Here is a 23,942-nt window from a genome sequence, read left to right on the forward strand (position 1 = left end):
TCGCAACGCTTCGACCCGCACCTCTACAAAGTAAGGAACCCCCTCACATGAAGAAGAATGCAGCTTCCCTGACCCTCGCTGCCGCTATTGGTGTGACCACCGCCTTCGCAGGCGCTGGCAACGCTTTCGCAGAAGACGCCGTTGACCCTGGCTTCAACAACGACGTAGTAGCAACCGATGTCACTGCCGATGAGGCTGAGAAGCCCGCTGAAGCTCCAGCAGAAGAGGCTCCGGCCGCTGACGCTGAGAAGCCAGAAGCAGAGGCTGAGAAGCCAGAGGCAGAGGCTGAGAAGCCTACCGAGAAGCCGGAAGCTGAGGCTCCGGCCGAGAAGTACGACCTGCAGCCTGAGATCCACGTTGCTGCTGGCAAGTCCGCAGGTTTCGCTGGCCTGGTTTCCATCTCCGCTAAGAACGTTGGCTCCGAGATCTATTACCAGGACTTCCCGGCTACCACCTTCCGCATCGACGTTCACACCGAAAAGGGACCAAAGGGTGTTGACCGCCTGATCACTCCGGGCTGGTTCAACGGTGCATACACTCGCGACCTGGGCTTCGACAAGGCCAAGTCTGTCCGCAGCTTCGAGGTCACCCTGTCCAACCCGGTCAACCCGGGTGAGTCCAAGCTGCTGGCTAACCTGAACTTCGGCGACGGCAAGACCAAGCTGGGCCGCCTGGTGAACTACATCACCGTCACGCAGACCGGTCGTCTGGAGGAGGACAAGTCCACCTCTAATGACCAGAACGTTGACTCCCGCGAAGTCACCACCACTGACGTGATGCACAAGCCCACCAAGGGTCTGTTCTAAGGACGTTTGATCCCCTGGTAGTGCAGCAACTTTAAAGGCTCCCCGCTTCGGCGAGGAGCCTTTCTCGCGCTTAAATCTTCTTGCGCTTAAACTTTTGGGCGCGACCTCCTCGCCCTGCTCGGCGAAAGGACAGTGCTTATCCTTGGCCAGGGTGCAGGGCAACCCAAATTGCATAAATCGCCAACCACGGAATCATAAGGGGGACAGCCAGGAGCAACGGCACTCCATTAAGGGATCCCGCGATGGGGTTAGCAGATTTCGGTGCACCGCCTTGTTGGGAAGGCGAGGACTGCGAATCTCGGACAGTGGCGAACCCCCGCTTTTTGTGGGGAAAGAAATGCCTAGAGCATTTCAAGCAACGCTCCAAGCCACTCGGAAGCGGGGTTCGTATTAGATATCGACGCCCCAGACCTCCGTGTTAGCAATCCTGTGTCTCCAATCACTTATCCCACTTGTTAGCGCTAGACCCGGTGCTGGCGGTAATAAGCGATCAAATCGTCGGTGGAGGAGTCGCCGGCGTCACTGCGCTCCGCGCCAGTAACCGCAGGAAGCAGTGCGTTTGCCTGCTTCTTGCCGAGCTCTACACCCCACTGATCGAAGCTGTTGATGCCCCAGATCACGCCCTGGACGAAAACAATGTGCTCGTACAGGGCGATCAGTGCGCCCAGCGCCTTCGGGGTTAGCTTGTTAGCCAGAATGGTGGTGGTCGGGCGGTTGCCGGGCATCACCTTGTGCGGGATGAGCTCAGGAGCCACATCCTCTTCCTTCAGCTCTGCTGCGTTCTTGCCAAAGGCCAGTACACGAGTCTGGGCGAAGAAGTTGGACATCAACATGTCATGCATGCTGGTGGAACCATCCGCAGCAACCGCATCGTCGTGCGGGTTCACAAAGCCGATGAAGTCCGCCGGAACCAGGTGCGTGCCTTGATGCAGCAGCTGGAAGAAAGCGTGCTGGCCGTTAGTGCCGGGCTCACCCCAATAGATCTCGCCTGAGGGGATTTCCACCGGCGTGCCATCCAGCTGCACGGACTTGCCGTTGGACTCCATCGTCAGCTGCTGAAGGTACGCGGGGAAGCGCGCCATGTCTTCGGAGTACGGCAGCACGGCATGCGATTGTGCTCCCAGGAAGTCCGTGTACCACACGCCGAGCATGCCCATCAGTACCGGAATGTTCATCTCCAACGGCTCGGTGCGGAAGTGGTCATCTACCTCGTGGAACCCCTCCAAGAACCGCATGAAGTCCTGTGGGCCAATGGCTGCCATCAGCGACAGGCCAATCGCGGAGTCCACGGAGTAGCGGCCGCCTACCCAGTCCCAGAACTCAAACATGTTCTTCGTGTCGATGCCGAAGTCCTGGACCTTCTCTGCAGCGGTGGATACGGCCACGAAGTGCTTGGCAGTGATGTCGCGGATGGCGTCATCTCCCTCGACCTCAACCCCAGCATCGGAGAGGTTTTGCAGCAGCCAACGGCGCGCGGCATGGGCGTTGGCCAGTGTCTCGGACGTGGTGAAGGTCTTGGAGGCAATGACGAACAGCGTGGATTCAGCATCGAGTCCGTCGAGGGTGCCGGCCACGTCCGCAGGGTCAATATTGGAGATGAAGTGTGGCGTAATTCCCGCCGTCATGTACGGGCGCAACGCCTGTGCAGCCATTGCCGGGCCCAAATCGGAGCCGCCGATGCCGATGTTGACCACATGCTTGATGGTGTGGCCGGTGACACCTTGCCACGAGCCAGAGCGCAGTGCCTTTGCGAAATCGCGCATACGGCCCAGCACGGCGTGTACATCGGCGGCTACGTCTTGTGTCTCGCCTGTTTCGGAATCAACCGGGATACTAAACTCCCGATCCACGGGAATGCGCAGCGCGGTGTGCAGTACAGCGCGGTCCTCGGTGCTATTGATGTGTTCGCCATCGAACATGGCGCTGCGGTGATCTTCCAGGCCACGCGCGCGAGCCAGGTCTAGCAGTAGTCGCAGACCACGCTCATCGATGAGGTTCTTAGACAGGTCCACATGCAGCGGGCCAACGTTATAGGTCATGTCACTGGAGCGCCCCGGCTGCTCGGTGAAAAGCTCCCGCAGTTGGGTGCCGCGTGTTGCGTCGGCGTATTCGGTGAGCTTCTTCCACTCCCGAGTCTTATGTGCGGATTCGCGTTGTTGTGGCATGGGCACTGCCGGGCTCCTTTCATCACTGCAAATGTCACTTTCCACGGTAGTGGAAATGCCGCGGGTGCGTGGTGGTCTGCGTAGTGGGCGCTGAAGGCGCGTAAATGTAGTGGGCGCGGAAGGCGCGTATATGTGGAGGCATGACTTCTTTCACCATTCCATCTGATTTCAGCACTACTTTGAGCGCAGCCGGGCAAACCTTCGAGGTGCCCACGGGGTTGTTCTTGGGTGGAGCCTGGCGCTCTGGATCCGAAGGGGAAACCTTTTCTGTTCTTGACGCCGCCACGGGGAAGCCTTTCGCGGAAGTCGCGGCGGCAACAGAAGATGATGCGCGAGAGGCCATGGAAAAGGCTGTGGAGGTGCAAGCAGAGTGGGGCGAAACTGCACCTCGGGAGCGTTCCGAGATCTTGCGACGGCTGTTCGACCTGGTAAACGAGCACGCTGAACAATTGGCGGCTTTGCAGTCTCTGGAGCTGGGACGTGCGCTACCGGATTCGAAGGGCGAGGTGACTTACGCTGCTGAATATCTGCGGTGGTTCAGTGAGCGAACCGCGGCTATTAGTGGCGAGTATCGGGTTGCGCCCGCGGGCAATGGACGCATCGTGACTACACACCGCCCGGTGGGGCCGGTATTGGCTATTACTCCATGGAACTTCCCGCTGGCGATGGTTACCCGCAAGCTTGCTCCTGCGTTGGCCGCGGGATGCACCGTGATTGCCAAGCCGGCTCAGCTCACGCCATTGACCATGCTGTATTTCGCGGAGCTGGGCCGAATTGCGGGTATTCCAGATGGGGTGTTCCAGGTCCTGCCGACGTCTTCGGCTCGTCGCGTTTCCGCGTTGCTGGACGATGATCGCCTGCGCAAGCTGACGTTCACCGGCTCCACTGAGGTGGGGCAAACGCTGGCGGCCACCGCAGCGAAGAAGACGATCCGCACATCCCTGGAGCTTGGTGGCAACGCGCCTTTCGTCGTTTTGGAGCATGCAAATGTGAACAAAGCTGTGGAGCAGGCTATCGCGGCCAAAATGCGTGGGGCAGGGCAGGTGTGCGTGGCTGCTAACCGTTTCATCGTCCACGAGTCTTTGGCCGACGAGTTTGAATCCGGGTTGGTTCAGAAGATGAGCGAGTTCGTCATGGGGCCGGGTACTGATTCGAAGACCACGATGGGGCCGCTCGTGAGCGAAGAGCAGCGGGATGGCGTGCGCGACCTGGTTGCGAAGGCCGTTGAGGAGGGTGCGAATGTGGCTCTCGGCGGCAATGAGGCATTGGAGAAGCTGGGGGAGACGCACCCTGATCTGGATCCGAATGGTTTCTGGTACCCCGCCACGGTGCTTACGGGTGTGACGCCCAAGTTTGAGATTGCTAACCAGGAAATCTTTGGCCCCGTTGCTGCTGTGCAGCGGGTCTCCAGTGATGATGAGGCACTAAAGATCGCCAACGATACGGTCTTTGGACTGGCGGGTTATGTCATGGGTGAGGATATGAAAAAGACGCTGCGCTTTGCCGAGCGAATGGAAGCCGGCATGGTGGGCGTGAACCGGGGTGCCCTGTCGGATGCTTCTGCGCCCTTCGGTGGCGTGAAGCAGTCCGGTCTGGGGCGCGAAGGTGGGTTTGAGGGTATCGAGGAGTACCTGGAGACCGTGTACCTGGCACTCGACGTGTAGAGATCTAGAGAGGTCTAGGACAGCGCTTGAAGAGTGGCCTCGTGCAGCAGGCCGTTCGTCGCGACGGCGGATCCGCCGTGCGGACCGTCCTCGCCGTTGAGGGCAGTGAATCGCCCGCCGGCTTCCGTAATGATCGGCACTAGTGCGGCCAGATCCCAGAGGCTCACCTCCGGCTCCGCCGCGATATCCACCGCTCCTTCGGCGACCAGCATGTAGGACCAGAAGTCACCGTAGCCACGGAGGCGCCACGCGGAATCCGTGAGGCTGATCAGCTGTTCGCGCTTGCCACATTGTGCCCACCCGGACAGTGAAGAAATGGCGATCGAGGAATCCTCGACCTGGCCGACTTTCGATACTTCAAGTTGTCGCGCGCCTGCCGAGGGGATTCCGCCCTCAGTAGTACCAGCCTCGATGCTTGCGCTGGCTGGAGTATTGAAAAGTCTCCACGCCCCAGCGCCTTCGGCTGCCCACCAACGCCGACCCAATGCAGGAGCGGAGACCACGCCCACGACGGGCTTGCCATCCACGAGCAGACTGATCAGCGTGGCCCATACGGGTACCCCGCGGACGAAGTTCTTGGTGCCGTCGATGGGGTCGATGACCCATTGCCGACCAGCGAAGGTGACGTCGCCGCCGAACTCTTCACCCAGCAGGGCGTCATCGGGGTGGTGGGCGGCGATGATAGAGCGCAGCTCCTTCTCCACGGCGGTGTCGGCATCGCTGACAGGGGTGAGATCCGGCTTAGACTCAACGCTGAGATCGTTGGCCTCGAAGCGCGCCATGGTGATCGCATCGGCTGCGTCGGCAAGCGAAAGCGCCAGGGTTAGGTCATCTGCATATGTGGAAACCGCGTCCGTCATGCAACACATGATAACCCTGTGGCGCGCGTAAGGCTATGGGGAAGATGTGACTGGTGTGAATAAGGGGTAGGGGCTACGCCTCACGCAGAGCTGTGGCAGCCTGCTCCACCGCGTCCGGCGCCCCGGCAATAAACCAGGTTGTGCCGTCTTTCTCTTCCTTCTTTGTGACGCCCCCAGCGCCCTCCACCAAAGCACGCCCCGGCAACCAATCCCAGCTGGCCACGCTGTGCTGCATCCAGCAGCCGAGCTCGCCTCCGGCGACGCAGGCCAAGTCAATGGACGCAGACCCCAGCATCCGCACCGTGGCAAACTGCGTGGCCACAGCGGACCAACTGCGTAGTCGGGTACTGTCCGCAATATCGGTGGGGTGTAGGTAGCCACCGAGGCAAGTCAGCTCCGCGGAGGTATTCGACAGACTGATGCTAGTGGCGTCACGAGTCGTAGGAATATCAGGACCGCCGAACCACGTATAGCCCATCGCCGGACGGTGAACTGCACCGAACAACAGGGCATCCGGTTCATCCGGGTCACCCTCGACCAAAGCTAGGGCGGAACACCAGTAATCGGAGCCAGTAGTGAAGTTGTACGTTCCATCGACCGGGTCGATAACCCACGTGCGACCCGACTTCGACTCCACTCGCGTGCCCTCTTCGCCCAAGAGCCCATCCTCAGGGCGGATCGCACGCAGGGCGTCGGCAATGAACTTCTCCGCAGCCCGATCGGCCGCGGTGACGACATCGCTGACAGATGTCTTGTGCTCTGTATCCACTCCCGTCTGACGCATGCGCCACGCAAGTCGACCTGCGTTGTAGACCAGCGCCTGAGCCAGATGATGATCGGAATCGTCGACATGCGCCACGATGAACGTCTTAATGATCGCGTTCAGCATGTCCTCGGGGATAGGGGATGAAGAATCAGAACCGTTAGTAGCCATGCATTCCATTGTGCATGCCGCGGGGTAGACTTGCGCATTATGCAACCGGAAGTTTCTGCAGACTTAAGCGACCTGGACGGCACCCTGACCACCATCGAGAAGGTGCTGGATCTCGACGAGCTGGGCGACCGCGCCCGCGAACTGGAGGGTAAGTCCGCCGACCCCTCGCTGTGGGATGATCCGGACTACGCACAGCAGGTAACCTCCGAGCTTTCTCGTGTGCAGGCGAAGCTGAAGAAGGTGACGGGGCTACGCCAGCGTCTGGACGATCTGCCCGTGCTCTACGACATGGCCGACGAAGAGGCCGGGGATGACCCGGAGGCAGCCAAGGAAGCCGTGCAGCTAGCCGATGCAGAGCGGACAGAACTGCGTCAGGAGATTGAATCTCTTGAGGTGACGACCATGCTGTCTGGGGAGTATGACGAGCGCGAAGCCGTGGTAAATATTCGCAGTGCCGCCGGTGGCGTGGATGCTGCCGACTGGGCAGAGATGCTTTTGCGCATGTACACCCGCTGGGCGGAAAAGGCAGGGCACAAGGTCGAGGTCTACGACATTTCCTATGCCGAGGAGGCCGGCATTAAATCCGCCACCATTGTCATCCATGGCGAATATATGTACGGCACCCTTTCCGTGGAACAGGGAACGCACCGCCTGGTGCGCATTTCCCCATTCGACAACCAAGGCCGTCGTCAAACGTCCTTTGCCGAGGTAGAAGTGTTGCCCGTGGTGGAGCAGACCGACCACATCGACATTGATGAAAACGACGTGCGCGTGGACGTCTATCGGTCCTCTGGCCCGGGTGGGCAGTCGGTGAACACCACCGACTCGGCGGTACGCCTGACCCACGTGCCCACGGGCATTGTGGTGACATGCCAAAACGAGAAATCGCAGATCCAGAACAAGGCCTCCGCCATGCGAGTGCTGCAGGCGAAGCTGCTGGAGCGGAAGCGTCAAGAAGAACAAGCCGAAATGGATGCGCTCAAGGGCGACGGCTCGAACTCCTGGGGTAACCAGATGCGCAACTATGTGCTGCACCCGTACCAGATGGTTAAGGATCTGCGGACGAACGTCGAGGTTAACGATCCGAGCAAGGTGCTAGACGGTGACCTCGACGGCTTCCTTGAGGCAGGCATCCGCTGGCGCATGGCGCAGCAGCAGGAGGCCTAAGCCTCAGCCTTTTAAGGGGTGAGGCCGTGGATGTAGCCGAAGCGGTGCTCCGTAGTGGAGATTGCCTGCTCGAGGAGCAGCGGTAGCAGCTCGCGGCGACCATCGGGCAACACATCCTGATCCAGGATCACGGAGCCGGACTTCGCAGCGGCCTCGTAGAACTCCTCCGGGCTATTGCCCAGGGCGCGGACACGCACAGACTGAGCGATGGCGATCTCCTCGGCGAAGTCCCGGTCAGAAGAGGTACGCATCTGCTCGCCCAGCTCACCCCACTCGCGGGCAACCTCCGGGTTGGCGGAAATATCCAACTCTGTACCCGTGGCGGCGGAAGCCAGCTTCAGGCGCAGCAGATCGCGAGGATTCGCACCCTCGGACACGCGCACGCGCAGCGGTTCGAGCAGCGGCTTATAGCGGAACACATTGGATTCCACCACCAGTGCCGTTTTATCGTGCTCGACGCCGAACTCGGTGGACATCGCGTAGGCGTCCGACTCCGCGGCACGGCGCAGCCACACGTGATCGTCCTTGGACAGAGCAGGGGAACCCAGCCCACGGATCTCGCGGAGCAGCTGCGTGATGTGCGTCGGAAGGGTGCCGGCAGCCAGCTCGCTGATATCCCCTTCGGTCCACACGCCCTGCTGGGCAACGTAATTCGGTCCGCCGGCCTTCGCGCCACTGCCCAAGGAGGAGTTCTTCCAGCCGCCGAAGGACTGACGCTGCACAATGGCGCCCGTGATGCCGCGCTCCACGTATGCGTTGCCGACCTCCACGCGCTCGCGCCAGTAGGCAGTTTCCTCCACGTCGATGGTGTGAATGCCGCCGGTGAGGCCGAAGCCAGTGGAGTTCTGCCACTCGATGGCCTCGTCCAGGGTCTCGGCGTGCATAATGCCCGCCACCGGGCCGAAGCACTCGTGGGTGTGGAACCAGCTGCCGGGCTTCACATTATCGCGCAGACCCGGGGACCACAGGGTGCCTTCGTCGTTTAGCTTGCGGGGCTTAACCAGCCACTTCTCGCCCTTTTCCAATTCGGTCAGGCCGCGCAGTAGCTTGTCTCCCGGAGCTTCGATCACTCCATTCATGTACGTGGAGATGTCGGATCCCGGACCCACCTTCATGGAACGCACCGCATCAACCAGCTGGTTGATAAAGCGCTTGGACTTGCCGATCGAACCGACCGTGATGATCAGTGAGGCAGCGGAGCACTTCTGACCAGCGTGGCCATAAGCGGACTTGAAGATGTCCGCGACCGCCAGATCCGGGTCCGCGGCAGGTGTGACGATGATTGCATTCTTACCGGAAGTCTCCGCGTTAATGACCATGCGCGGTTTCCAGCTACGGAACAACTTCGCGGTCTCGGAAGCGCCAGTGAGGATTACGGACTCTACATCCGGGTGGCTGACCAAGCGCTTGCCGGCTTCGGCCTCGTCTGCGTTGACCAGCTGTACCAGATCCTCGCTAATTCCAGCCTCGCGCAGGATACCCATGAAGACCTCTGCGATACGAAGAACCTGCGGGGCGGGCTTGATGATCACACAAGCGCCAGCTGCCAGTGCAGCAAACACGCCGCCCAGCGGGATCGCAATCGGGAAGTTCCACGGTGGGGTGACAACCACCGACTTGTAGGGAGTAAACACGGAGCCGCGGACGTGATCCAGCTGGCGGGCGCTCTCAGCGTAGTAGCGGGCGAAGTCGATAGCCTCGGAGACCTCGGGATCGGTCTCTGCGACGGTCTTGCCGGCCTCGAACACCGCTGCGGAGATCAGCTTTGAACGGTTGTTGGCCAGTGCATCTGCTGCACGGTCCAGGAGCTCTGCACGCTCCGCGCCGGTCTTCTTAGACCACTGCTCGGAGGCCTCGCGGCAACGCGCGACGGCGGCGTCAATAACTGCAGGATCCGTAACCTGCGGAGTCTGGGCAGGGCCTGGATCGTTAGTAGGATCGACGATCTGCAGAGCCCACTCGCGGTTCGCGGGAAGAGTCGGGTCGGTATCGGGTTCGTTGACGAAGTTGCCCGGCAGGCCTGCGGACTGGGTGCCCTTCTTCGCGGCCTCTTCCTCCAAACGGTTTTGGGTACGACGCGAACCGGCGAAGGTATCCCAGCGATCGCGGACGGAATTGCGGAAGCGCAGTTCCTGGCCCTGCATCGGGGTCATGCCGGTGACGTCCGTCTCGTCATCCTCCGGGGTAAACAGTGCATAGAGGAAGTTCTGCTTCGCACCATTTTCCTCCAGGCGGCGCACCAGGTAGCTGATGGCAACGTCGAAGTCTTCCTTCTTTACCACCGGGGTGTAGAGGATCATATTGCCGACAACATCGCGCACGGCCTCGGACTGTGCAGGGGACATGCCCTGCAGCATTTCCACATCCAGCTGGTGCTCGACGTTTCGGGCAACAGAGAGCTCGTGAGCCAGTGCCAGGTGGTACAAGTTGTGCGAGGCCACGCCAACGCGCAGGTTTTCTGCGTGTTCGGGCTGCAAGATCCAGTCCAGCAGGCGCACATAGTTTGCGTCGACTTCCGCCTTGGTGAGGAAAGGAGCCTGCGGCCAGTCGTGGATCTCAGAATCCACGCGCTCCATGGAAAGGTTCGCGCCCTTCACCAGGCGCACCTTGATCTTCGCTCCGCCCTTGGCGCGACGCTGCGCGGCGAACTCCGCCAGTTCCCGGAGAGCATCGAAGGTATCAGGCAGGTACGCCTGCAGCACGATGCCCGCTTCCATGTCGCGGAACTCTTCTTCGTCGAGCAGCTCGGTGAATAGCTTGATGGTCAGGTGGAGGTCCTTGTACTCCTCCATGTCCAGGTTGATAAAGGGGTGCGGGTTGCGCTTCATCGCCTGGCGATAAAGCGGGCGTAGGCGATCCTTGAGGCGCTCGATGGAACCCTCGAAATCCCAGTGGTTGAGCTGGCTGACCACAGAGGACGCCTTGACGGAGACATAATCGACCCGCGGATTCTTCAGCAGGTCGATGGTGTTATCGAGACGGCGCTGAGCCTCGGCCTCGCCCAGCACGGCTTCACCCAGCAGGTTGAGATTGAGCTGGAAGCCCCTGTCGCGGTAATCATCCAGCATCCGGTCCAGGGCTTTGGATTCCGCGTCGAGCACCAGGTGACCGACAGTGGTGCGCAGGTAGGTACGCGCAATGGGCATCACGATATTCGGTAACAGTGGTGCGGCAATGGAGCCAGCAGTGACCAGTATCGAATCGACCAGGCTCATGAAGCCCGGCACTGGCTCGGTGCGCTTGAAGGGGTTCGCGATCTTGGCGAACTCCTTGGCCGAAACAGCATTGTCCTCTGGTCGGGCTACACGGTCGACGAAGGCAAAGGTGAACTCCACGCCATCGGGGTCGTGCACCATGTCCGCTAGCTGTTTGGTGGATGCCGAGGTTTCCTCAATCTCGAGCCATTGCTCGGCGCGGTGGATTGCCTTGGTGACCACCGCTTCGACATCGGAACTATTGGGTAAAGGGGTGTTAGCCTGGCTGCTCAACATCGACCTCAATTCTTAAGTCGTTGGCCAGGGCATCATGTATGAGCCTTGGCCAAGCTATGTGCACGGGTACGTTTTCCACCCTAATAAGGCGGGGTAAAACGGGCTACCGTGGGGTCGACTATGTGTGTTGCGGGGTTAATTCAGGCAGGAACGCCCTATTGTGCGGCGTGGTAATCCATCGGCGTGCCAGGGCCGAGAGGTAGGCCGACCATCCACCACAGCGCGAAGAACAGGAACCAGCCCACGAGCATTGCGATGGAATAGGGAAGTGCCAGCGACATTAGTGTTCCGATTCCCGCCTTCTTGTAGTAGCGCTGCAGGAAGGTTAGTGCCAGGGCGAAGTAGGGGCTCATCGGGGTGATGATGTTCGATGGGGAATCGCCGATACGGAACAGCATCTGCGTGACCTCGGGGGAGAAGCCTACGTACATGAACATCGGCACAACGATGGGGGCCATCAGCGCCCACTGTGCGGAGCCTGAGGTGATGAAGAGGTTGACTACCGCTACCAGAACCACAAAGGCAGCGAAGAGTAGCAGCGGCGGAAGATCGGCCTTCTGAAGCAGCTCCGCACCCTTAATCGCTGTCCAAGCTCCCAGGTTAGAGGCCTTAAACCAGGCGAGGAACTGGGAAACGGCAAAGAAGAGCACCATCATCGGCAGCAGAGACTTCAGCCCGCGAGCCATGAAGTCCGGAACGTCACTGGCTTTGGTGATGGACTTGATGCCCAGGCCGTAAATCAGGCCGAGGATAAGGAACGAAGCACCGATCGGCACGGCCACTGCAGTGATAAGTGGGCTGGACATTACCTCGCCGCCCTCGCCCTGCAGCGGAGAGAAAGGAACGAAAAGCAAGGCAAAGTAGAGTGCCGTCATCACTGCCGCAGCAAGACCGGTAACGCGCAGCGCACGCGATTCATCGTCGTCAAGCTGCAGTGCCGCAGTGATTTTTTCTTGCGGTACGTTGCCCGCGAGCTCGTCGTCCCCCTCGCGGCCGGTATTAAAGGTGACTTCCGAATAGTCGATCTCGTCGTGGTTTACCAGTTCCTGAACTCGCTTGTTCATGTATAGCTCGGTAAGAACCGTGATGATCAGCGCCAGCACGACGGCGCTAGCGGCCACGAAGAAGTAGTTGGCCAGCGGGGAGACGTCGTACTCCTTATCTACGATGTGTGCTGCCGAGGTGGAAATTCCACCGAGCAGCACGTCGGTGATGTTGAGCACTAGCGAGGAGTTAAAGCCCGCCGAGGATGCTGCAAAGGCAACCATGGCACCGACGATCGGGGAGCGTCCCACCGCGCGGAACGAAACTGCACCGAGAGGAATCAGAATCACATACACCGCGTCGGAGGCCACGGAACCTGTTACACCCGCCAATGCCACCACAAAGGTCAGGGTTTTAGCTCCGACCCGAGAGACAATCGCTCGCACCACTGCGCTGATCAAGCCCGAGTATTCCGCCACGGCAACACCCAGCATGACAGTAATGATGAGGCCGAGCGGTGGGAAGCTGACGTAGTTCTCCACCACGCCTGAGAGGATCTCTTTTAAGCCTTCGGAGCTCAATAGGTTCACGATCTCCACGGGTTTGCCATCCTCCGGGTTGGTGGCGGTCAAACCGATTTTGTTAAAGATGAAACTGGAGATGAGAACTAGGCCGCCGAGGATAACGAACAGCCAAAATGGGTCTGGAAGTTTGTTTCCGATTTTCTTGATCGTTCCGAGGAAGCCCCCGGGTTGGTTGTCGTTCTTCGTCGCGGTCTTCTTTTCGCTCATGAGCTCTTTCTATCCTCGCCAAATCGAGGAGGGTCGAGGAGGGTAGGGTACTGGCGCCATTTCTTTGTGACGCCAACTTCAACCGGATTAGGTTGTGACTTTACATTCTGAGGTGCGTCGGGACAGAAGATAGCCGAATTCTGGCTCTAGAAAAGCAGTCACATGAGTCACTTCAGTCGCTTTGGACTATCTTTAGCTCATTAGTTTCGCTACACTGTGTGCTCGTGATCACCTTCGAAAACGTAACCAAGAGTTATAGGTCGTCCGGGCGCCCCGCCTTGGACAACATCACCCTGGACATCGAGAAGGGTGAGTTCGTCTTCCTCATCGGACCGTCGGGCTCCGGCAAGTCGACGTTTCTGCAGTTGATTCTGCGCGAGGAAAAGCTGGATTCCGGGGACCTCCACGTCGCCGGCTATCACGTAAACAAGATCAAGGGTCGCGATGTGCCGAAGCTGCGTCAGCGCATCGGCTATGTCTTCCAAGACTTCCGTCTGCTCCCGAAGAAAACAGTCTTTGACAATGTTGCCTTTGCCCTGGAGGTTATCGGCAAGAAGCGCTCGGAGATCCAGCACCTGGTTCCAGCAGCGCTGAAGACTGTCGGTCTCGACGGAAAGGAAAACCGCTTCCCACACGAGCTGTCGGGTGGTGAGCAGCAGCGCGTGGCGATCGCGCGGGCGTCAGTAAATAAGCCTTTGGTGCTGCTGGCGGACGAGCCGACCGGCAACCTGGACCCCGATACGTCCACAGAGATCATGATGCTGTTGAACCGCATCAACCAGAACGGTACGACCGTGGTGATGTCTACTCACGACGACGTGGCCGTTGATTCCATGCGTAAGCGCGTGATCGAGCTTTCCAAGGGCAAGCTTGTGCGCGATGACGAACTAGGTATGTACGGCGTAGGCCGCTAGACCGGGCCTAGCAAAGCTAGAAGTTAATAAGGGAAACATTTATGAAAACCAACTTTGTGCTCCGCGAGGCGTTTTCGGGCCTACGCCGCAATATGACGATGACCATCGCGATGATCATCACGACCTCCATCGCCCTAGCACTGCTGGCTACCGGCTTTTTGCTCAGTGCGATGACGGAACGGACGAAGGATATTTACTTCGACCGCATCGAGGTTATGGTGCAGCTCGACGACAAAATCTCGAGCTCCGATCCCACATGTACTTCCCCGGAGTGCTCCAGTATTAAGCAGCAGCTGGAGGGTGACGAGGGCGTGAAGTCGGTGACCTTCCGCAATAAGGAACAGTCCTACGAACGCTTTGTGGAACTATTCGGAGAATCCGATCCGCAATTGGTGGAGCAGACCGAGAAAGACGCGCTGCCCGCCGCCTTCCACGTTCGCCTGACGGATCCGGAAAACGATGGCCCCATCGAAGCGCTGCGTGACAACCCGGCAGTGACGAATATCGTGGATCAAGGCGATAACCTGCAGTCTGCGATGCGAAACCTGGACTCCATCCGCAATGCGTCGTTCATCGTTGCTTTTGTGCAGGCCGTGGCTGCCATCTTCCTGATTATGAACATGGTGCAGATCACCGCCTACTCGCGCCGCAGCGAGACCAGCATTATGCGCATGGTCGGCGCTTCGCGCTGGTACACCCAAGCCCCGTTCGTGTTGGAGGCCATGATGGCCGCCCTGATCGGTGCGGTGCTGGCTGTCGCCGGGATGTTCGCAGCTAAGGTGCTGGTAGTGGACCGTGCCCTGAAGGCTGTGTACGACCAACAGTTGGTGGCGCGGGTTACTAACAGTGACCTGTGGTTGGCGGCGCCGTTTGTCGTGCTGGTTGGCGTGGTCGTCGCTGCGGTCACCGCCCAGGTGACCTTGCGCTGGTACGTGAAGAACTAACATTGACGCCTTTTCATTAGGGGAGAACCCGGTGGTAGTGTGTGTCTGTCATGGCAGAAAAAAAGAGCACTCCCACCGATTCGGGGAAATCGAAGGGGAAAAAGGGAAAGACCCCCAAGGGTCAGTTTGTCGTTGCCACTAACCGCAAGGCACGCCACGATTACCACATCATCGATACCTACGAGTGTGGCGTCGTGCTGGTGGGCACTGAAGTAAAGGCTCTGCGGGAGGGTAAGGCTTCTCTTGTGGACGCCTACGCCACCATTGATGAAGGTGAAGTCTGGCTCCGCGGTCTCCATATCCCGGAGTATTCCATGGGACATTGGACAAACCACAGTCCTCGACGTACGCGGAAGCTGCTGCTGCACCGCAGGGAAATCGACTCTTTGATGGGTAAGGTTCGTGACGGTAACAACACCTTGGTTCCGCTGCAGTTGTATTTTGTCTCTGGCAAGTTGAAGGTGGAGCTGGCACTGGCTCGCGGTAAGCAGGAGTATGACAAGCGCCAAGACATCAAGCGACGCACCGAGGAGCGCGAGATAACGCGCGAGATGGGGCGCCGAATCAAGGGGATTAAGGGCTAGAGTGCGGTAACGCATAGGAGACCCCTATTGAACGGGGGATTGTGTTTTGATACTTTCGGGCGTGTGAAAAATGACGACGTCGAGCATTGGTCTCTAAAGCATCCTGAGTTTGGGCTGCTTGAGCTGTTTATCGGCGAGCCGGATGCACTGCGGAGGATCGACCCTGATTTTCCTGCTTCTGAAAAGAAAACCGAAATAGAAGACCGCACCGAGCCGGAGGCGGAAGAGGTAGCTGAAGATGCCGCGGGGGACGAGGGGGGCGTCCACAAGTAAAGACAGCGACCAGAGCAGCAATAAACTGGTGCAGAAATTCGCCAAGCTGGAAAAAGACCTAGATAAGGACCTAGAACTGCTGGTGCGCCGTGATGGGGTGACGATCGGACGCTTTAAGAACCTGGCTAACCAGAAACTTGACCTGGGAAAGACCGACTCGACCTTAGAACCCGGGGAATACGGCGGGGAGGTGACGCTTGCGGCGCCGTACCTGGGGTGGACCTCGAATTTTCTAGATATTTGGATGCTCGAGGTAAAGGTTAAAGACGAAGAAGGGGTAGTGAATTTCGATCCGCCCGAGGGGTCGCGGGCGGCGCAGCGTTGGGCAGCGATGGAGGAATCACCGTTCAAACGTTGGTTCTATCCGCTGATTACTGGCCTAGGGAAGGGTGGCTGGGCGCTGGCCGTCATCGTGCTAGGCCCCCTGGCTTCCAAACTAATTGCGTGGTTACTTAGCTTTCTACCCGACTGGGATATCAGTATTCCCTGGCCGGACATCAACCTGCCATCGATCCCGTGGCCGGACATTAATCTTCCTTCCATTCCCTGGCCGGATTGGCATTTACCGGACTGGCACCTGCCCGAATGGATGGAGCCGATTCTGCGTGTGATCGGATTCATGGCCGATTACAGCAAGGTATGGGTACCGATCGTCATCGGCATCACAGTGGGACTCATGGCAGTGAAGAACAATAGGAAGTCCAAGGAGCGTAAGGCGAAGTGGGACGAGACTGGGCTCGACTCCGCGCCGGACGATGATGCGGAAGACGAGGCTGAAAAGTAGGGTTCTTGAACTGACGCGGTGCAGGGGTGTAAGGTTAAATTTCCTGTTGTACCAGCGTTTCCGCAGCAGGGATCATGGGGTCGACTTGGTTTCGACTTTGTGCATTGAGCCAGGGGAAGCGTGCCGGTGAAGGCAGACGACCACCGATTTTAAGCGTCGCTGCGAATTTATAAGCGCCGAGAACACTCAGCGCGACTACGCCCTCGCTGCCTAATTACAGCGACCGCGTGTCTGTCAGCCCGGGGATGTCCCTGACCCGGTAGCTGGCATCGACTTAAGGGACTTGCCGCTCGGCTTTGTTGCTTGGGCCGTGCGGGACACCTTTCGAGCAACTGGGCCCATCATCCAGGCTGGTTCGCGAGTGCTGGAGGGTCGAGCAGAGGTCATGAGCGAACTGCGCACGGAGAAGCCCTGGCGAGGTCGCAAAGGACCCGGGTTCAATTCCCGGCGGCTCCACAGAACGCATTTCCCCAGTTCAGAAATGAGCTGGGGTTTTGCCGTGCTCGATTAACAAGCTGGAATTGGAATGCCATCCGCTTTCAGATATTTAGGGAGAAAGCCATAATGTGCTTCCCAAACATGGTGCTGGTTTAGTTTATTATGCAGGGGGTTACCAGTTTCGACCCTCCGATCTAGGGCAACCGCGCATCGTTCAGCGGCTAGCTTAGAAGTGAACGCCCCCACTAGTTCTGGGTCAAAATCGTCTGCTCTTCTTTCTTCCTCCTGGGCAGGTCCAGATCGGAAAACCAGAAAGATTACATCGGAAGGGAGTTTTCTGAGTAGGGTCCTATACCAGTCTTTAATGGTTACTTCTTCAATCCAGCAGCTGTACATTTTTGATTCTACATATTCGGCCATTGCGTCTGCTTGTTTTCGATTACGTGCGACACCGACGAAGTTTTCTTGAAGAGTTTCTTTTTGGTGAGAGAAGAGTGCGAGCACGCTCGGGTATGCAGCTTTAAGCATGGGGCCTCCTCAGGCTCTACAGGAGGTGCGAAATGTATCAGTATTAATGACGGCATGATAGGTTACCCCGTTGGCGACTACTGTGCCTACCGTATTGCCGATGAAAGAAGTGTTGACTAGACCTTTACATTGGAATTCAATATTTTTTTGTTCTAGTCGCGCTGCGCCTCTGTTTGTCGAACGGGTGGGGACTCCGTGCTTAAGGCTAGCGTCTTTCCACCACAAATAATATTTATACTTTAGTCTACTTTCGTGCCGAATGGATTGAACCTTTTGGTTGCAGATGGTAACTGGTTTAAATCCAATTACTCGAGCATCCCCGTTGTTGGTCCTTGTTCTCACGTGTATATTTCTCGGAATTAGTGTACAAGGGCCAAATCTTTGAGAAAGGGCGTAAGGTTGTGTGATTTTATCCTTCTGGTTTATTATTCTTATTGCTTCGGAGGGGGGGTATCTGACTGAATGTACTCTATCGATTTTTCTAGTTCAGGAAGAGGGGGCTTGTTTTCAGATGTTATTGGAGTCGGAGGGCTGGGTATCGGACCGCTGCCCATTGCTATCGATATGACGCTCACGATGGATAAGAATGGGTGAAAGTGTGACATATTATCCCTTGTAGTCTGTTTTGTGTGGAATGTACTGGAGTCGGCTTTGATTGGGTGCCAAGTTTGCTTGTCTCGGTGAATAGAGCTTCAACGCTCGAGGTGAAAGACGCTGTCCATAGTATATTGCGCTTCTGAAGAGCTTGAAGGTTTTAGTGGGCAGTGTCTGGAAGAGGAGAGGTAGGAACGCATTTAGGCGAAGGTTTTCGCTGACTACAAGGAGGGCATGTGTGCCTGATCGGTTAGACTTGCCCGCATGGTAGCGCCCGAGACACAACCGCAACCCAGCTGGCGCTTTGCCGGGACCTTCCGGCCGTATCAACAGCGTATCCTCGAACGCTTCGATGACCTGAAGCAGGATCACCGCATCCACGTCGTTGCCGCGCCTGGATCCGGCAAGACGATTCTCGGCCTGGAACTTATCTGCCGCCTCGGCAAACCAGCCCTGATCCTGGCTCCCACCATCACTATCCGCGACCAGTGGATCGATCGTTTTGCAGCGCACTTCCAACACAACGGCGCATCGAACCCGCGGGAGTGGTGTTCCACCTCGCTACACAACCCGGCCTTCCTGACGGTCATCACCTACCAGGCGCTGTACTCCGCATACACCCAGGCGCTCGACGAGGAAACGGGGGAGGACTTCGCGGACCTCGACATCCTGGACGCAGTCCGCGACATCGGAACGGTGTGCCTCGACGAAGCACACCACCTGCGCTCCCAGTGGCACCGCGCCCTGACAGCCTTCATGGAACAGCTGGGCCGCCGAAAAGCAGTGCCCAACACCATCGCGCTCACGGCTACCCCGCCGTACGATTCCACCCCCAGCGAATGGCAACGCTATGAACAGCTGTGCGGCCCTATCGACGAGGAAATCTTCGCCCCCGAACTCGTGGCCGCCGGTAACCTGTGCCCGCATCAGGACTACGTCTACGTTACGAAGCCCAGCCAGGCAGAAGAGCAGGAAATCGCCGAGCTGCGTCGGCGTGGAAACGAAGTGTTAGTAGACCTGCAACGGCAGGGGATTTTGGCGCAACTGGCGGAGGATCTCGGCCAACTCACGGACGAACAGTTGCAGGTGGCCCTCGACGACGAGGAGAATTTCTACGCCCTCAAAATCCTTCTTGCCGCTGCTGGGCATCCGATTGCGCCATATGTCCAGGCGATACTCAGCGAAAAGCGCCCGGAACTCGCCGGCGAGCTGGGGCTGCAGTTCGTCATCGATCACCCCGACTTCTTCCGCGCCAGCTCTTCAGTGGCCTCCGCTCTGCGGGCCAACAATCTGCTGAACAAGGGGAAGATTTCCGTCACCGGGGAGACGAGGGTCAACAGCATCCTCACCCATTCCGCGGGCAAAATCCGCGCCGTTAGTGACATTGCCGAAGAAGAAGTCTCCGCGATGTCCGACAACCTGCGCCTGGTGATCCTCGCGGATTACGTCCAACGGGATTACCTGTCCAGCGTGGGCAGCGACGATGCCCTGGTCCACGTGGGCGTCATCCCCATCTTCGAAGCACTGCGACGGCGCGTAGGAGGTACCGCAAGGATCGCCGCCATCAGTGGTTCGGTGATCGTCATCCCGCGGGCGGCGCTGGACGAGGTGAAGCGCTTCGCGGTGGACCTCGATGGGGAAGTCACCGCCACCAAGAACCTCAACGACGAGTATGTGGAGGTGCGCTTTTCCGGCGGCACGCGGGTATCCGTTCCCGCCATTACTCGCGCCTTCCAGGAAGGACTGTTCACGATCCTGGTGGGCACCGCCGCCCTGCTGGGGGAGGGGTGGGATTCACCCTGCGCCAATGCGCTCATCATCGCCAGCTCCGTGCGGGCGTTTATGCTGACCAACCAGATGCGCGGCCGGGTGATCCGGGTGGATCCCGCCGTTCCAGATAAGACCGCGAACATTTGGCATATCGCAACGTGCGAACCGAGCCAAGGTGCCGGGCGCGGGACATGGCTCGACCAGGCGGTACAGAGCGGGGCGCAGGCGCTGAACGTCGGTGCGGGGGAGTCGCTCGAAGTCCTGGGCTCGCACGACGTGCGTTCGCTGCAGAAGCGCTTCGAGGCCTTCGTCGCGCCGCGTGCCGATGCGCCAGTGATCGAGAACGGCTTCGAGCGCTGCTTCGCCGAGCCACCCCTGCGCGCCTATCGCAGCATCGATGCTGCCAACGAACAGATGCTGGCCCGAGCCTTCCGCCGGGATCTCATGCGCAACCAGTGGCTAGAGGCATTGGGCATGGGGAATGTGCCGGATGGCCAGCCCTACGAGATGCAGTTCCACGTCGACGTTGAAAAGCCCGCCTCGGCCGGAGTAGTGCCGTACCTGGACGTTATCCTGGGCTACATCTTCTTCCTCGCGGTCATGTTCGGGCTGGCGGTGGGGCGCGTTCTGCCGCACCTCCCGGTCGGGGGACAGTGGCTGGCTTTCGGGGTGCTTGCGCTGCTCGGTGGCGCTGCGGCGCTAATGCGCACGCGGAAAGTCCAACAGCTGACAGATACCACCAAGCGCCTGAAGGCCGAGGCCACGGCGTTAGCGCGCACGCTGAGCGCACTCGGCTTGATCGAAACTCGCAACCTCATGGCCATCGTCGACGAAGGGGCTGTCGGGGCGAATGTGCGCCTGTCCGGCGGGACCTTCGCCGAAAGGAAGCTTTTTGCGGACGCCATGTCTCAGCTGTCTGGGGAAGTCCGTAACGCGCGCTATCTGATTACGCCCGCGCATCACCTCCACATCCGCGGAATCTTCTGCGCCCAGTCTGTGCCTGATGTTATCGGCACGCGCCGGGAGAACGTGGATGAATTCGTGGGGCAGTTAGAGCGCGTGGGGCTGCCGATGCGCGCGGTATTCACCCGCAATTCGGAAGGGCGGGAGTTCTTGCTGCAGGCGCGAAAGCTCAGCGGTGCCAATATTGCAGCCCGCCTGACGAAACAGACACGGCGCTACGGACGGTAGCTACTGTTGGGATTTCCTATTGTCTGGCCCCTCACACTACTCTAAGGTGCATGAACGCAGTCCTCGTTGCCGTCGTCGTCATGCTGGCCCTCGCCCTGCTTCGGGTGCATGTGGTGTTGGCGCTGTTCATCGGAGCTCTTATCGGTGGTCTCCTTAGCGGCCTTGGCCTCGATGCCACGATGGTGGCATTCCAAGAAGGCCTTTCCGGCGGCGCACAAATTGCACTGAGCTATGCCCTCCTTGGCGCCTTCGCGATGGCCGTAGCCAGCGCAGGACTGCCCAAGCTTTTGGCAGATTCGATCTTGGGGCGACTGGGCGTCACAAACGAAGAAACAAAGAGTCGCGCCGTCGCCGCAACGAAATGGCTGATGCTGGCAGGCATCCTCGCAATGGCCGTGATGAGCCAGAACCTCATCCCCGTGCACATCGCGTTCATTCCGCTGATCATTCCGCCGCTGTTGAGCGTTTTTAATAAGCTGCAGCTGGACCGCCGCCTGGTCACCTGTATCCTGACGTTCGGCCTGATCACCACGTACATGTGGATTCCGCTGGGCTTCGGTTCGATCTTCCTGAACGACATTCTGATGGCTAACATCTCCAAAGCGGGTATGAACACTGACGGCATCAACGTGATGTCGGCAATGGGAATCCCGGCGCTGGGCATGCTCTGTGGCCTGTTGGTGGCGGTGTTTATTACGTACCGCAAGCCACGCACGTACGAGGATCGCCCGATCACGGATGCCGGGACCACATCGGACGAGGAGATCTCCCGCTACAAGATCTTCGTTTCCATCATCGCGATTATCGCGACCTTCGCCGTGCAGGTAGTTATGCAGTCCATGGATATGGAGGCTAATTCGCTTCTGATCGGCGCCCTGGTTGGCTTGACGATCTTCATGGGTACCGGCGCAGTTGATTGGAAGAAGGCCGACGATGTCTTCACCGCTGGCATGCGCATGATGGCCTTGATCGGCTTCATTATGATCACCGCTCAGGGCTTCGCCGAAGTCATGAAGGCTACCGGCGAGGTCGAAAGCCTGGTCAACACCTCCGCCGATCTGTTCGCGGGCAACAAGGCCGCCGCCGCGCTGGTGATGCTGCTGGTCGGCTTGGTGGTCACCATGGGCATTGGCTCTAGCTTCTCCACCCTGCCGATTGTCGCAACGATCTACGTGCCTTTGTGCGCGTCGATGGGCTTCTCGCCGCTCGCTACTGTGGCGATCGTGGGTACTGCGGGTGCTCTTGGTGACGCCGGCTCCCCGGCCTCCGACTCGACCCTAGGCCCCACGTCGGGCCTGAACGCGGATGGCCAGCACGACCACATCCGGGATTCCGTGATCCCGACGTTCCTGCACTTCAATATTCCGCTGCTGATCGCCGGCTGGGTCGCGGCGATGGTTCTATAGCGAAGCCGCGCGCTCCAGCCGCGCTGGGGCGCCTTAGTAGCGCACCACCAGGTTGCGCGCGTCCGTCGGCCCCAGCAGGATCTCCGGCGCCAGACCGAAGTTGGTCCAGCGGGTACGGCTGGCCCAGTCCAGAGCCTCCTCACCCATGTTGTGACGGAAGTTCACGGCAATGCCGTCGGAGTAAAAGCGCAGCTGCGTGGCGCCGGTGGGCCAGTTCTTCGCCGCCGGAGTCTCCAGGAAAACCGCGTGGGTATCCAAGTCCGGCTTATCGCGGTGGGCGCGGTGGGTGTGGCCCGCCAGCACCAGCTTCACGCCCGGGGCTGCTTGGATCATCTTCTGCAGTCGGATCAAATCCGGGTCGCGCAGGATGAAAGCAGGTCCGGCGGCGTTCGACCAGCCGGCTTCGCGCGTCATGGGGTGGTGCAGCATCAGAACGGTCGGTTTGTTTGGATCGCGGCGCAGGAAGCCTTCGATCTGACGGAACTGCTGTGGCTCGATCCGCCCGCCGGACTTATCCAGCTCCGTGGAATCGATGCCGATCACGCGCACGCCCGCGGGCTCCAGATCCATCATCCAGGCCTGCTGCCGGGGTTCGAAAACATCGCCGAAGGGGTCGAAGTGCTCCTTGCCATAAGGAGTAGCAGTCTCGTATCCAGAGGAACCGTCCGCCTTGTGCGGGCGGTCGTGGTTGCCACGGGTCACGCGCCATGTGCCGGAGAACTTGTCCAGCATCTCCTTGGCTCGGCGAACCTCTGCTGGGCGAGCCTCACTGGTCACGTCACCATTGACGAAAAGGTGGGTGGCGCCACAGCTCTCTGCGGTATCGATAACCGCATCCAGGCATACCTCTGGGTAGGGAGCCGACTGTGGGTTTGGCACGGCCGGTGGAGGGAAACCATCGAACCACAGGCCGTCCTGAGCTTCGCCCATATGCACATCGTTGGCCACCACTACAGTCTGCAAAGGCTCACCGGAGAGGCGCGGCAGGGTAGTGAACTCCCGTTTGTGCTCCTGGAAGTAATTGTGGGTGGCATTTGCCTCGACACCGTGGGAGGAAGCGCTGAAACGGTAGGTAGTCTCCGGCTGCAATCCCTCGACCGTCAGGATGTGGAAGAAGGCATTCTTTTCGGAGCGGACGATCTTCGTATCTTGCGGATTATCCTCCGGCCATACGCGCAGTGTGCCCTCAGTGGGCATGCCCACTGGACGCTCGGCGATGCTGACCTTCGCATCCCACGTCAGCCAGCTAATAGTGACGGAATCCTCCGTAACAGTTACCACCTGCAGATCGCCGGCCAGGAACGTCCCGTTCGGACTGCTTCCCCTGCGCCCCATCACCCAGCCGGTCTCAGAGCTACCGATATTGCTCGGGGTATAGCTGGCCGAGCCCGCCAGCCCCGGGGTGCTCGCGGAGCCCAGCGCAGAGCTACCAGTGAGCCCGCTACCTGCCAGGGTGGAACTGCCTGCTCCCGTAGCTGGTTGTGCGCCCGCCTTTGCAAGCGGCCCCACCACGAAAGCTGTGGAACCGGCGCTGAAGCCAAGCGCTTTGAAGAATCGGCGTCGAGAAAAAGAACCTTTATTGCCCATAAGCGCACAGGGTAAAAGTCGTGCGTGACAAACAACCGGCCTTTAGGCAGCGGGAAGGGAAAGGCCT

Annotated in this window: 17 protein-coding genes and 1 other RNA gene; 11 read left to right on the plus strand and 7 right to left on the minus strand. The window is 59.2% G+C overall.

Translation table 11 applies throughout. The features are described from left to right. The first annotated feature begins 47 nt into the window (after positions 1-47). A complete protein-coding gene (locus tag AC06DS_RS05155) occupies positions 48-806 on the plus strand; it encodes a neuraminidase (RefSeq protein ID WP_477100101.1) in 759 nt (252 codons plus the stop codon). A gap of 461 nt (positions 807-1,267) precedes the next feature. Here AC06DS_RS05155 and pgi read toward each other — a convergent pair whose 3' ends face one another. Continuing rightward, on the minus strand, positions 1,268-2,971 hold the full coding sequence (gene pgi / locus AC06DS_RS05160) for a glucose-6-phosphate isomerase (protein ID WP_477100102.1): 1,704 nt from the start codon (positions 2,969-2,971) through the stop codon (positions 1,268-1,270). Between the two features lie 140 nt (positions 2,972-3,111). On the opposite strand from pgi, the gene AC06DS_RS05165 reads away from it, so the two are divergent. After that, complete coding sequence (locus AC06DS_RS05165; RefSeq protein ID WP_476728243.1) at positions 3,112-4,635, plus strand: NAD-dependent succinate-semialdehyde dehydrogenase; 1,524 nt, start codon at positions 3,112-3,114, stop codon at positions 4,633-4,635. A gap of 14 nt (positions 4,636-4,649) precedes the next feature. Here the strand turns inward: AC06DS_RS05165 and hisN are convergent, their stop codons facing one another. Both hisN and AC06DS_RS05175 read right to left on the minus strand, forming a co-directional pair. Then, positions 4,650-5,495 carry a histidinol-phosphatase gene (gene hisN, locus AC06DS_RS05170; RefSeq protein ID WP_293791926.1) on the minus strand — a complete coding sequence of 282 codons (846 nt, stop codon included), beginning with the start codon at positions 5,493-5,495 and terminating at the stop codon, positions 4,650-4,652. A 73-nt stretch (positions 5,496-5,568) separates the two neighbouring features. Continuing rightward, a complete protein-coding gene (locus AC06DS_RS05175) occupies positions 5,569-6,438 on the minus strand; it encodes an inositol monophosphatase family protein (RefSeq protein WP_473964038.1) in 870 nt (289 codons plus the stop codon). A gap of 30 nt (positions 6,439-6,468) precedes the next feature. On the opposite strand from AC06DS_RS05175, the gene prfB reads away from it, so the two are divergent. After that, positions 6,469-7,596, plus strand: coding sequence for a peptide chain release factor 2 (gene prfB / locus AC06DS_RS05180; RefSeq protein ID WP_477100103.1), 1,128 nt, complete (start codon positions 6,469-6,471; stop codon positions 7,594-7,596). 11 nt (positions 7,597-7,607) lie between these two features. Here the strand turns inward: prfB and AC06DS_RS05185 are convergent, their stop codons facing one another. Next, positions 7,608-11,087, minus strand: a complete 3,480-nt coding sequence (locus tag AC06DS_RS05185) for a bifunctional proline dehydrogenase/L-glutamate gamma-semialdehyde dehydrogenase (protein WP_477100104.1) — start codon at positions 11,085-11,087, stop codon at positions 7,608-7,610. A gap of 155 nt (positions 11,088-11,242) precedes the next feature. Further along, on the minus strand, positions 11,243-12,862 hold the full coding sequence (locus AC06DS_RS05190; protein ID WP_477100105.1) for an AbgT family transporter: 1,620 nt from the start codon (positions 12,860-12,862) through the stop codon (positions 11,243-11,245). A gap of 224 nt (positions 12,863-13,086) precedes the next feature. Here AC06DS_RS05190 and ftsE point away from each other — a divergent pair, with 224 nt between their 5' ends. The 6 genes from ftsE (at position 13,087) to ssrA (ending at position 16,820) form a co-directional block, all read left to right on the plus strand. Then, positions 13,087-13,776, plus strand: coding sequence for a cell division ATP-binding protein FtsE (gene ftsE / locus AC06DS_RS05195; RefSeq protein WP_034975322.1), 690 nt, complete (start codon positions 13,087-13,089; stop codon positions 13,774-13,776). A gap of 41 nt (positions 13,777-13,817) precedes the next feature. After that, positions 13,818-14,720 (plus strand): permease-like cell division protein FtsX, encoded by a 903-nt coding sequence (gene ftsX / locus AC06DS_RS05200; RefSeq protein WP_034975291.1) that lies wholly within the window; start codon positions 13,818-13,820, stop codon positions 14,718-14,720. Positions 14,721-14,770: 50 nt separating this feature from the next. Then, complete coding sequence (smpB, locus tag AC06DS_RS05205; RefSeq protein WP_477100106.1) at positions 14,771-15,304, plus strand: SsrA-binding protein SmpB; 534 nt, start codon at positions 14,771-14,773, stop codon at positions 15,302-15,304. A gap of 63 nt (positions 15,305-15,367) precedes the next feature. Beyond that, positions 15,368-15,577, plus strand: coding sequence for a hypothetical protein (locus tag AC06DS_RS05210; protein WP_477100107.1), 210 nt, complete (start codon positions 15,368-15,370; stop codon positions 15,575-15,577). A 28-nt stretch (positions 15,578-15,605) separates the two neighbouring features. Further along, positions 15,606-16,361 carry a hypothetical protein gene (locus AC06DS_RS05215; RefSeq protein ID WP_477100108.1) on the plus strand — a complete coding sequence of 252 codons (756 nt, stop codon included), beginning with the start codon at positions 15,606-15,608 and terminating at the stop codon, positions 16,359-16,361. Between the two features lie 76 nt (positions 16,362-16,437). Next, positions 16,438-16,820, plus strand: a transfer-messenger RNA (tmRNA) gene (gene ssrA, locus AC06DS_RS05220). A 48-nt stretch (positions 16,821-16,868) separates the two neighbouring features. Here ssrA and AC06DS_RS05225 read toward each other — a convergent pair. Continuing rightward, positions 16,869-17,327, minus strand: coding sequence for a hypothetical protein (locus AC06DS_RS05225; RefSeq protein ID WP_477100109.1), 459 nt, complete (start codon positions 17,325-17,327; stop codon positions 16,869-16,871). Between the two features lie 858 nt (positions 17,328-18,185). On the opposite strand from AC06DS_RS05225, the gene AC06DS_RS05230 reads away from it, so the two are divergent. Continuing rightward, the gene (locus AC06DS_RS05230; protein WP_477100110.1) at positions 18,186-20,882 is read left to right on the plus strand and encodes a DEAD/DEAH box helicase family protein; all 2,697 of its coding nucleotides are present in this window, start codon (positions 18,186-18,188) and stop codon (positions 20,880-20,882) included. A gap of 50 nt (positions 20,883-20,932) precedes the next feature. Then, positions 20,933-22,288, plus strand: coding sequence for a Na+/H+ antiporter family protein (locus AC06DS_RS05235; RefSeq protein WP_034975140.1), 1,356 nt, complete (start codon positions 20,933-20,935; stop codon positions 22,286-22,288). Positions 22,289-22,321: 33 nt separating this feature from the next. Here AC06DS_RS05235 and AC06DS_RS05240 read toward each other — a convergent pair whose 3' ends face one another. Next, the gene (locus AC06DS_RS05240; RefSeq protein WP_477100111.1) at positions 22,322-23,875 is read right to left on the minus strand and encodes a metallophosphoesterase; all 1,554 of its coding nucleotides are present in this window, start codon (positions 23,873-23,875) and stop codon (positions 22,322-22,324) included. Positions 23,876-23,942: the final 67 nt, after the last annotated feature.

It is taken from the genome of Corynebacterium sp. TUM25015 (assembly GCF_056393505.1).

Coding starts and splice junctions, on each gene's coding strand:
- hisN (WP_293791926.1), bottom strand. CDS start 5,495: ATGACGGACGCGGTTTCCACATATGCAGATGACCTAACCCTGGCGCTT.
- AC06DS_RS05225 (WP_477100109.1), bottom strand. CDS start 17,327: ATGCTTAAAGCTGCATACCCGAGCGTGCTCGCACTCTTCTCTCACCAA.
- prfB (WP_477100103.1), top strand. CDS start 6,469: ATGCAACCGGAAGTTTCTGCAGACTTAAGCGACCTGGACGGCACCCTG.
- smpB (WP_477100106.1), top strand. CDS start 14,771: ATGGCAGAAAAAAAGAGCACTCCCACCGATTCGGGGAAATCGAAGGGG.
- AC06DS_RS05175 (WP_473964038.1), bottom strand. CDS start 6,438: ATGGAATGCATGGCTACTAACGGTTCTGATTCTTCATCCCCTATCCCC.
- AC06DS_RS05190 (WP_477100105.1), bottom strand. CDS start 12,862: ATGAGCGAAAAGAAGACCGCGACGAAGAACGACAACCAACCCGGGGGC.
- AC06DS_RS05235 (WP_034975140.1), top strand. CDS start 20,933: ATGAACGCAGTCCTCGTTGCCGTCGTCGTCATGCTGGCCCTCGCCCTG.
- AC06DS_RS05165 (WP_476728243.1), top strand. CDS start 3,112: ATGACTTCTTTCACCATTCCATCTGATTTCAGCACTACTTTGAGCGCA.
- AC06DS_RS05240 (WP_477100111.1), bottom strand. CDS start 23,875: ATGGGCAATAAAGGTTCTTTTTCTCGACGCCGATTCTTCAAAGCGCTT.
- AC06DS_RS05155 (WP_477100101.1), top strand. CDS start 48: ATGAAGAAGAATGCAGCTTCCCTGACCCTCGCTGCCGCTATTGGTGTG.
- pgi (WP_477100102.1), bottom strand. CDS start 2,971: ATGCCACAACAACGCGAATCCGCACATAAGACTCGGGAGTGGAAGAAG.
- AC06DS_RS05230 (WP_477100110.1), top strand. CDS start 18,186: ATGGTAGCGCCCGAGACACAACCGCAACCCAGCTGGCGCTTTGCCGGG.
- AC06DS_RS05185 (WP_477100104.1), bottom strand. CDS start 11,087: ATGTTGAGCAGCCAGGCTAACACCCCTTTACCCAATAGTTCCGATGTC.
- ftsX (WP_034975291.1), top strand. CDS start 13,818: ATGAAAACCAACTTTGTGCTCCGCGAGGCGTTTTCGGGCCTACGCCGC.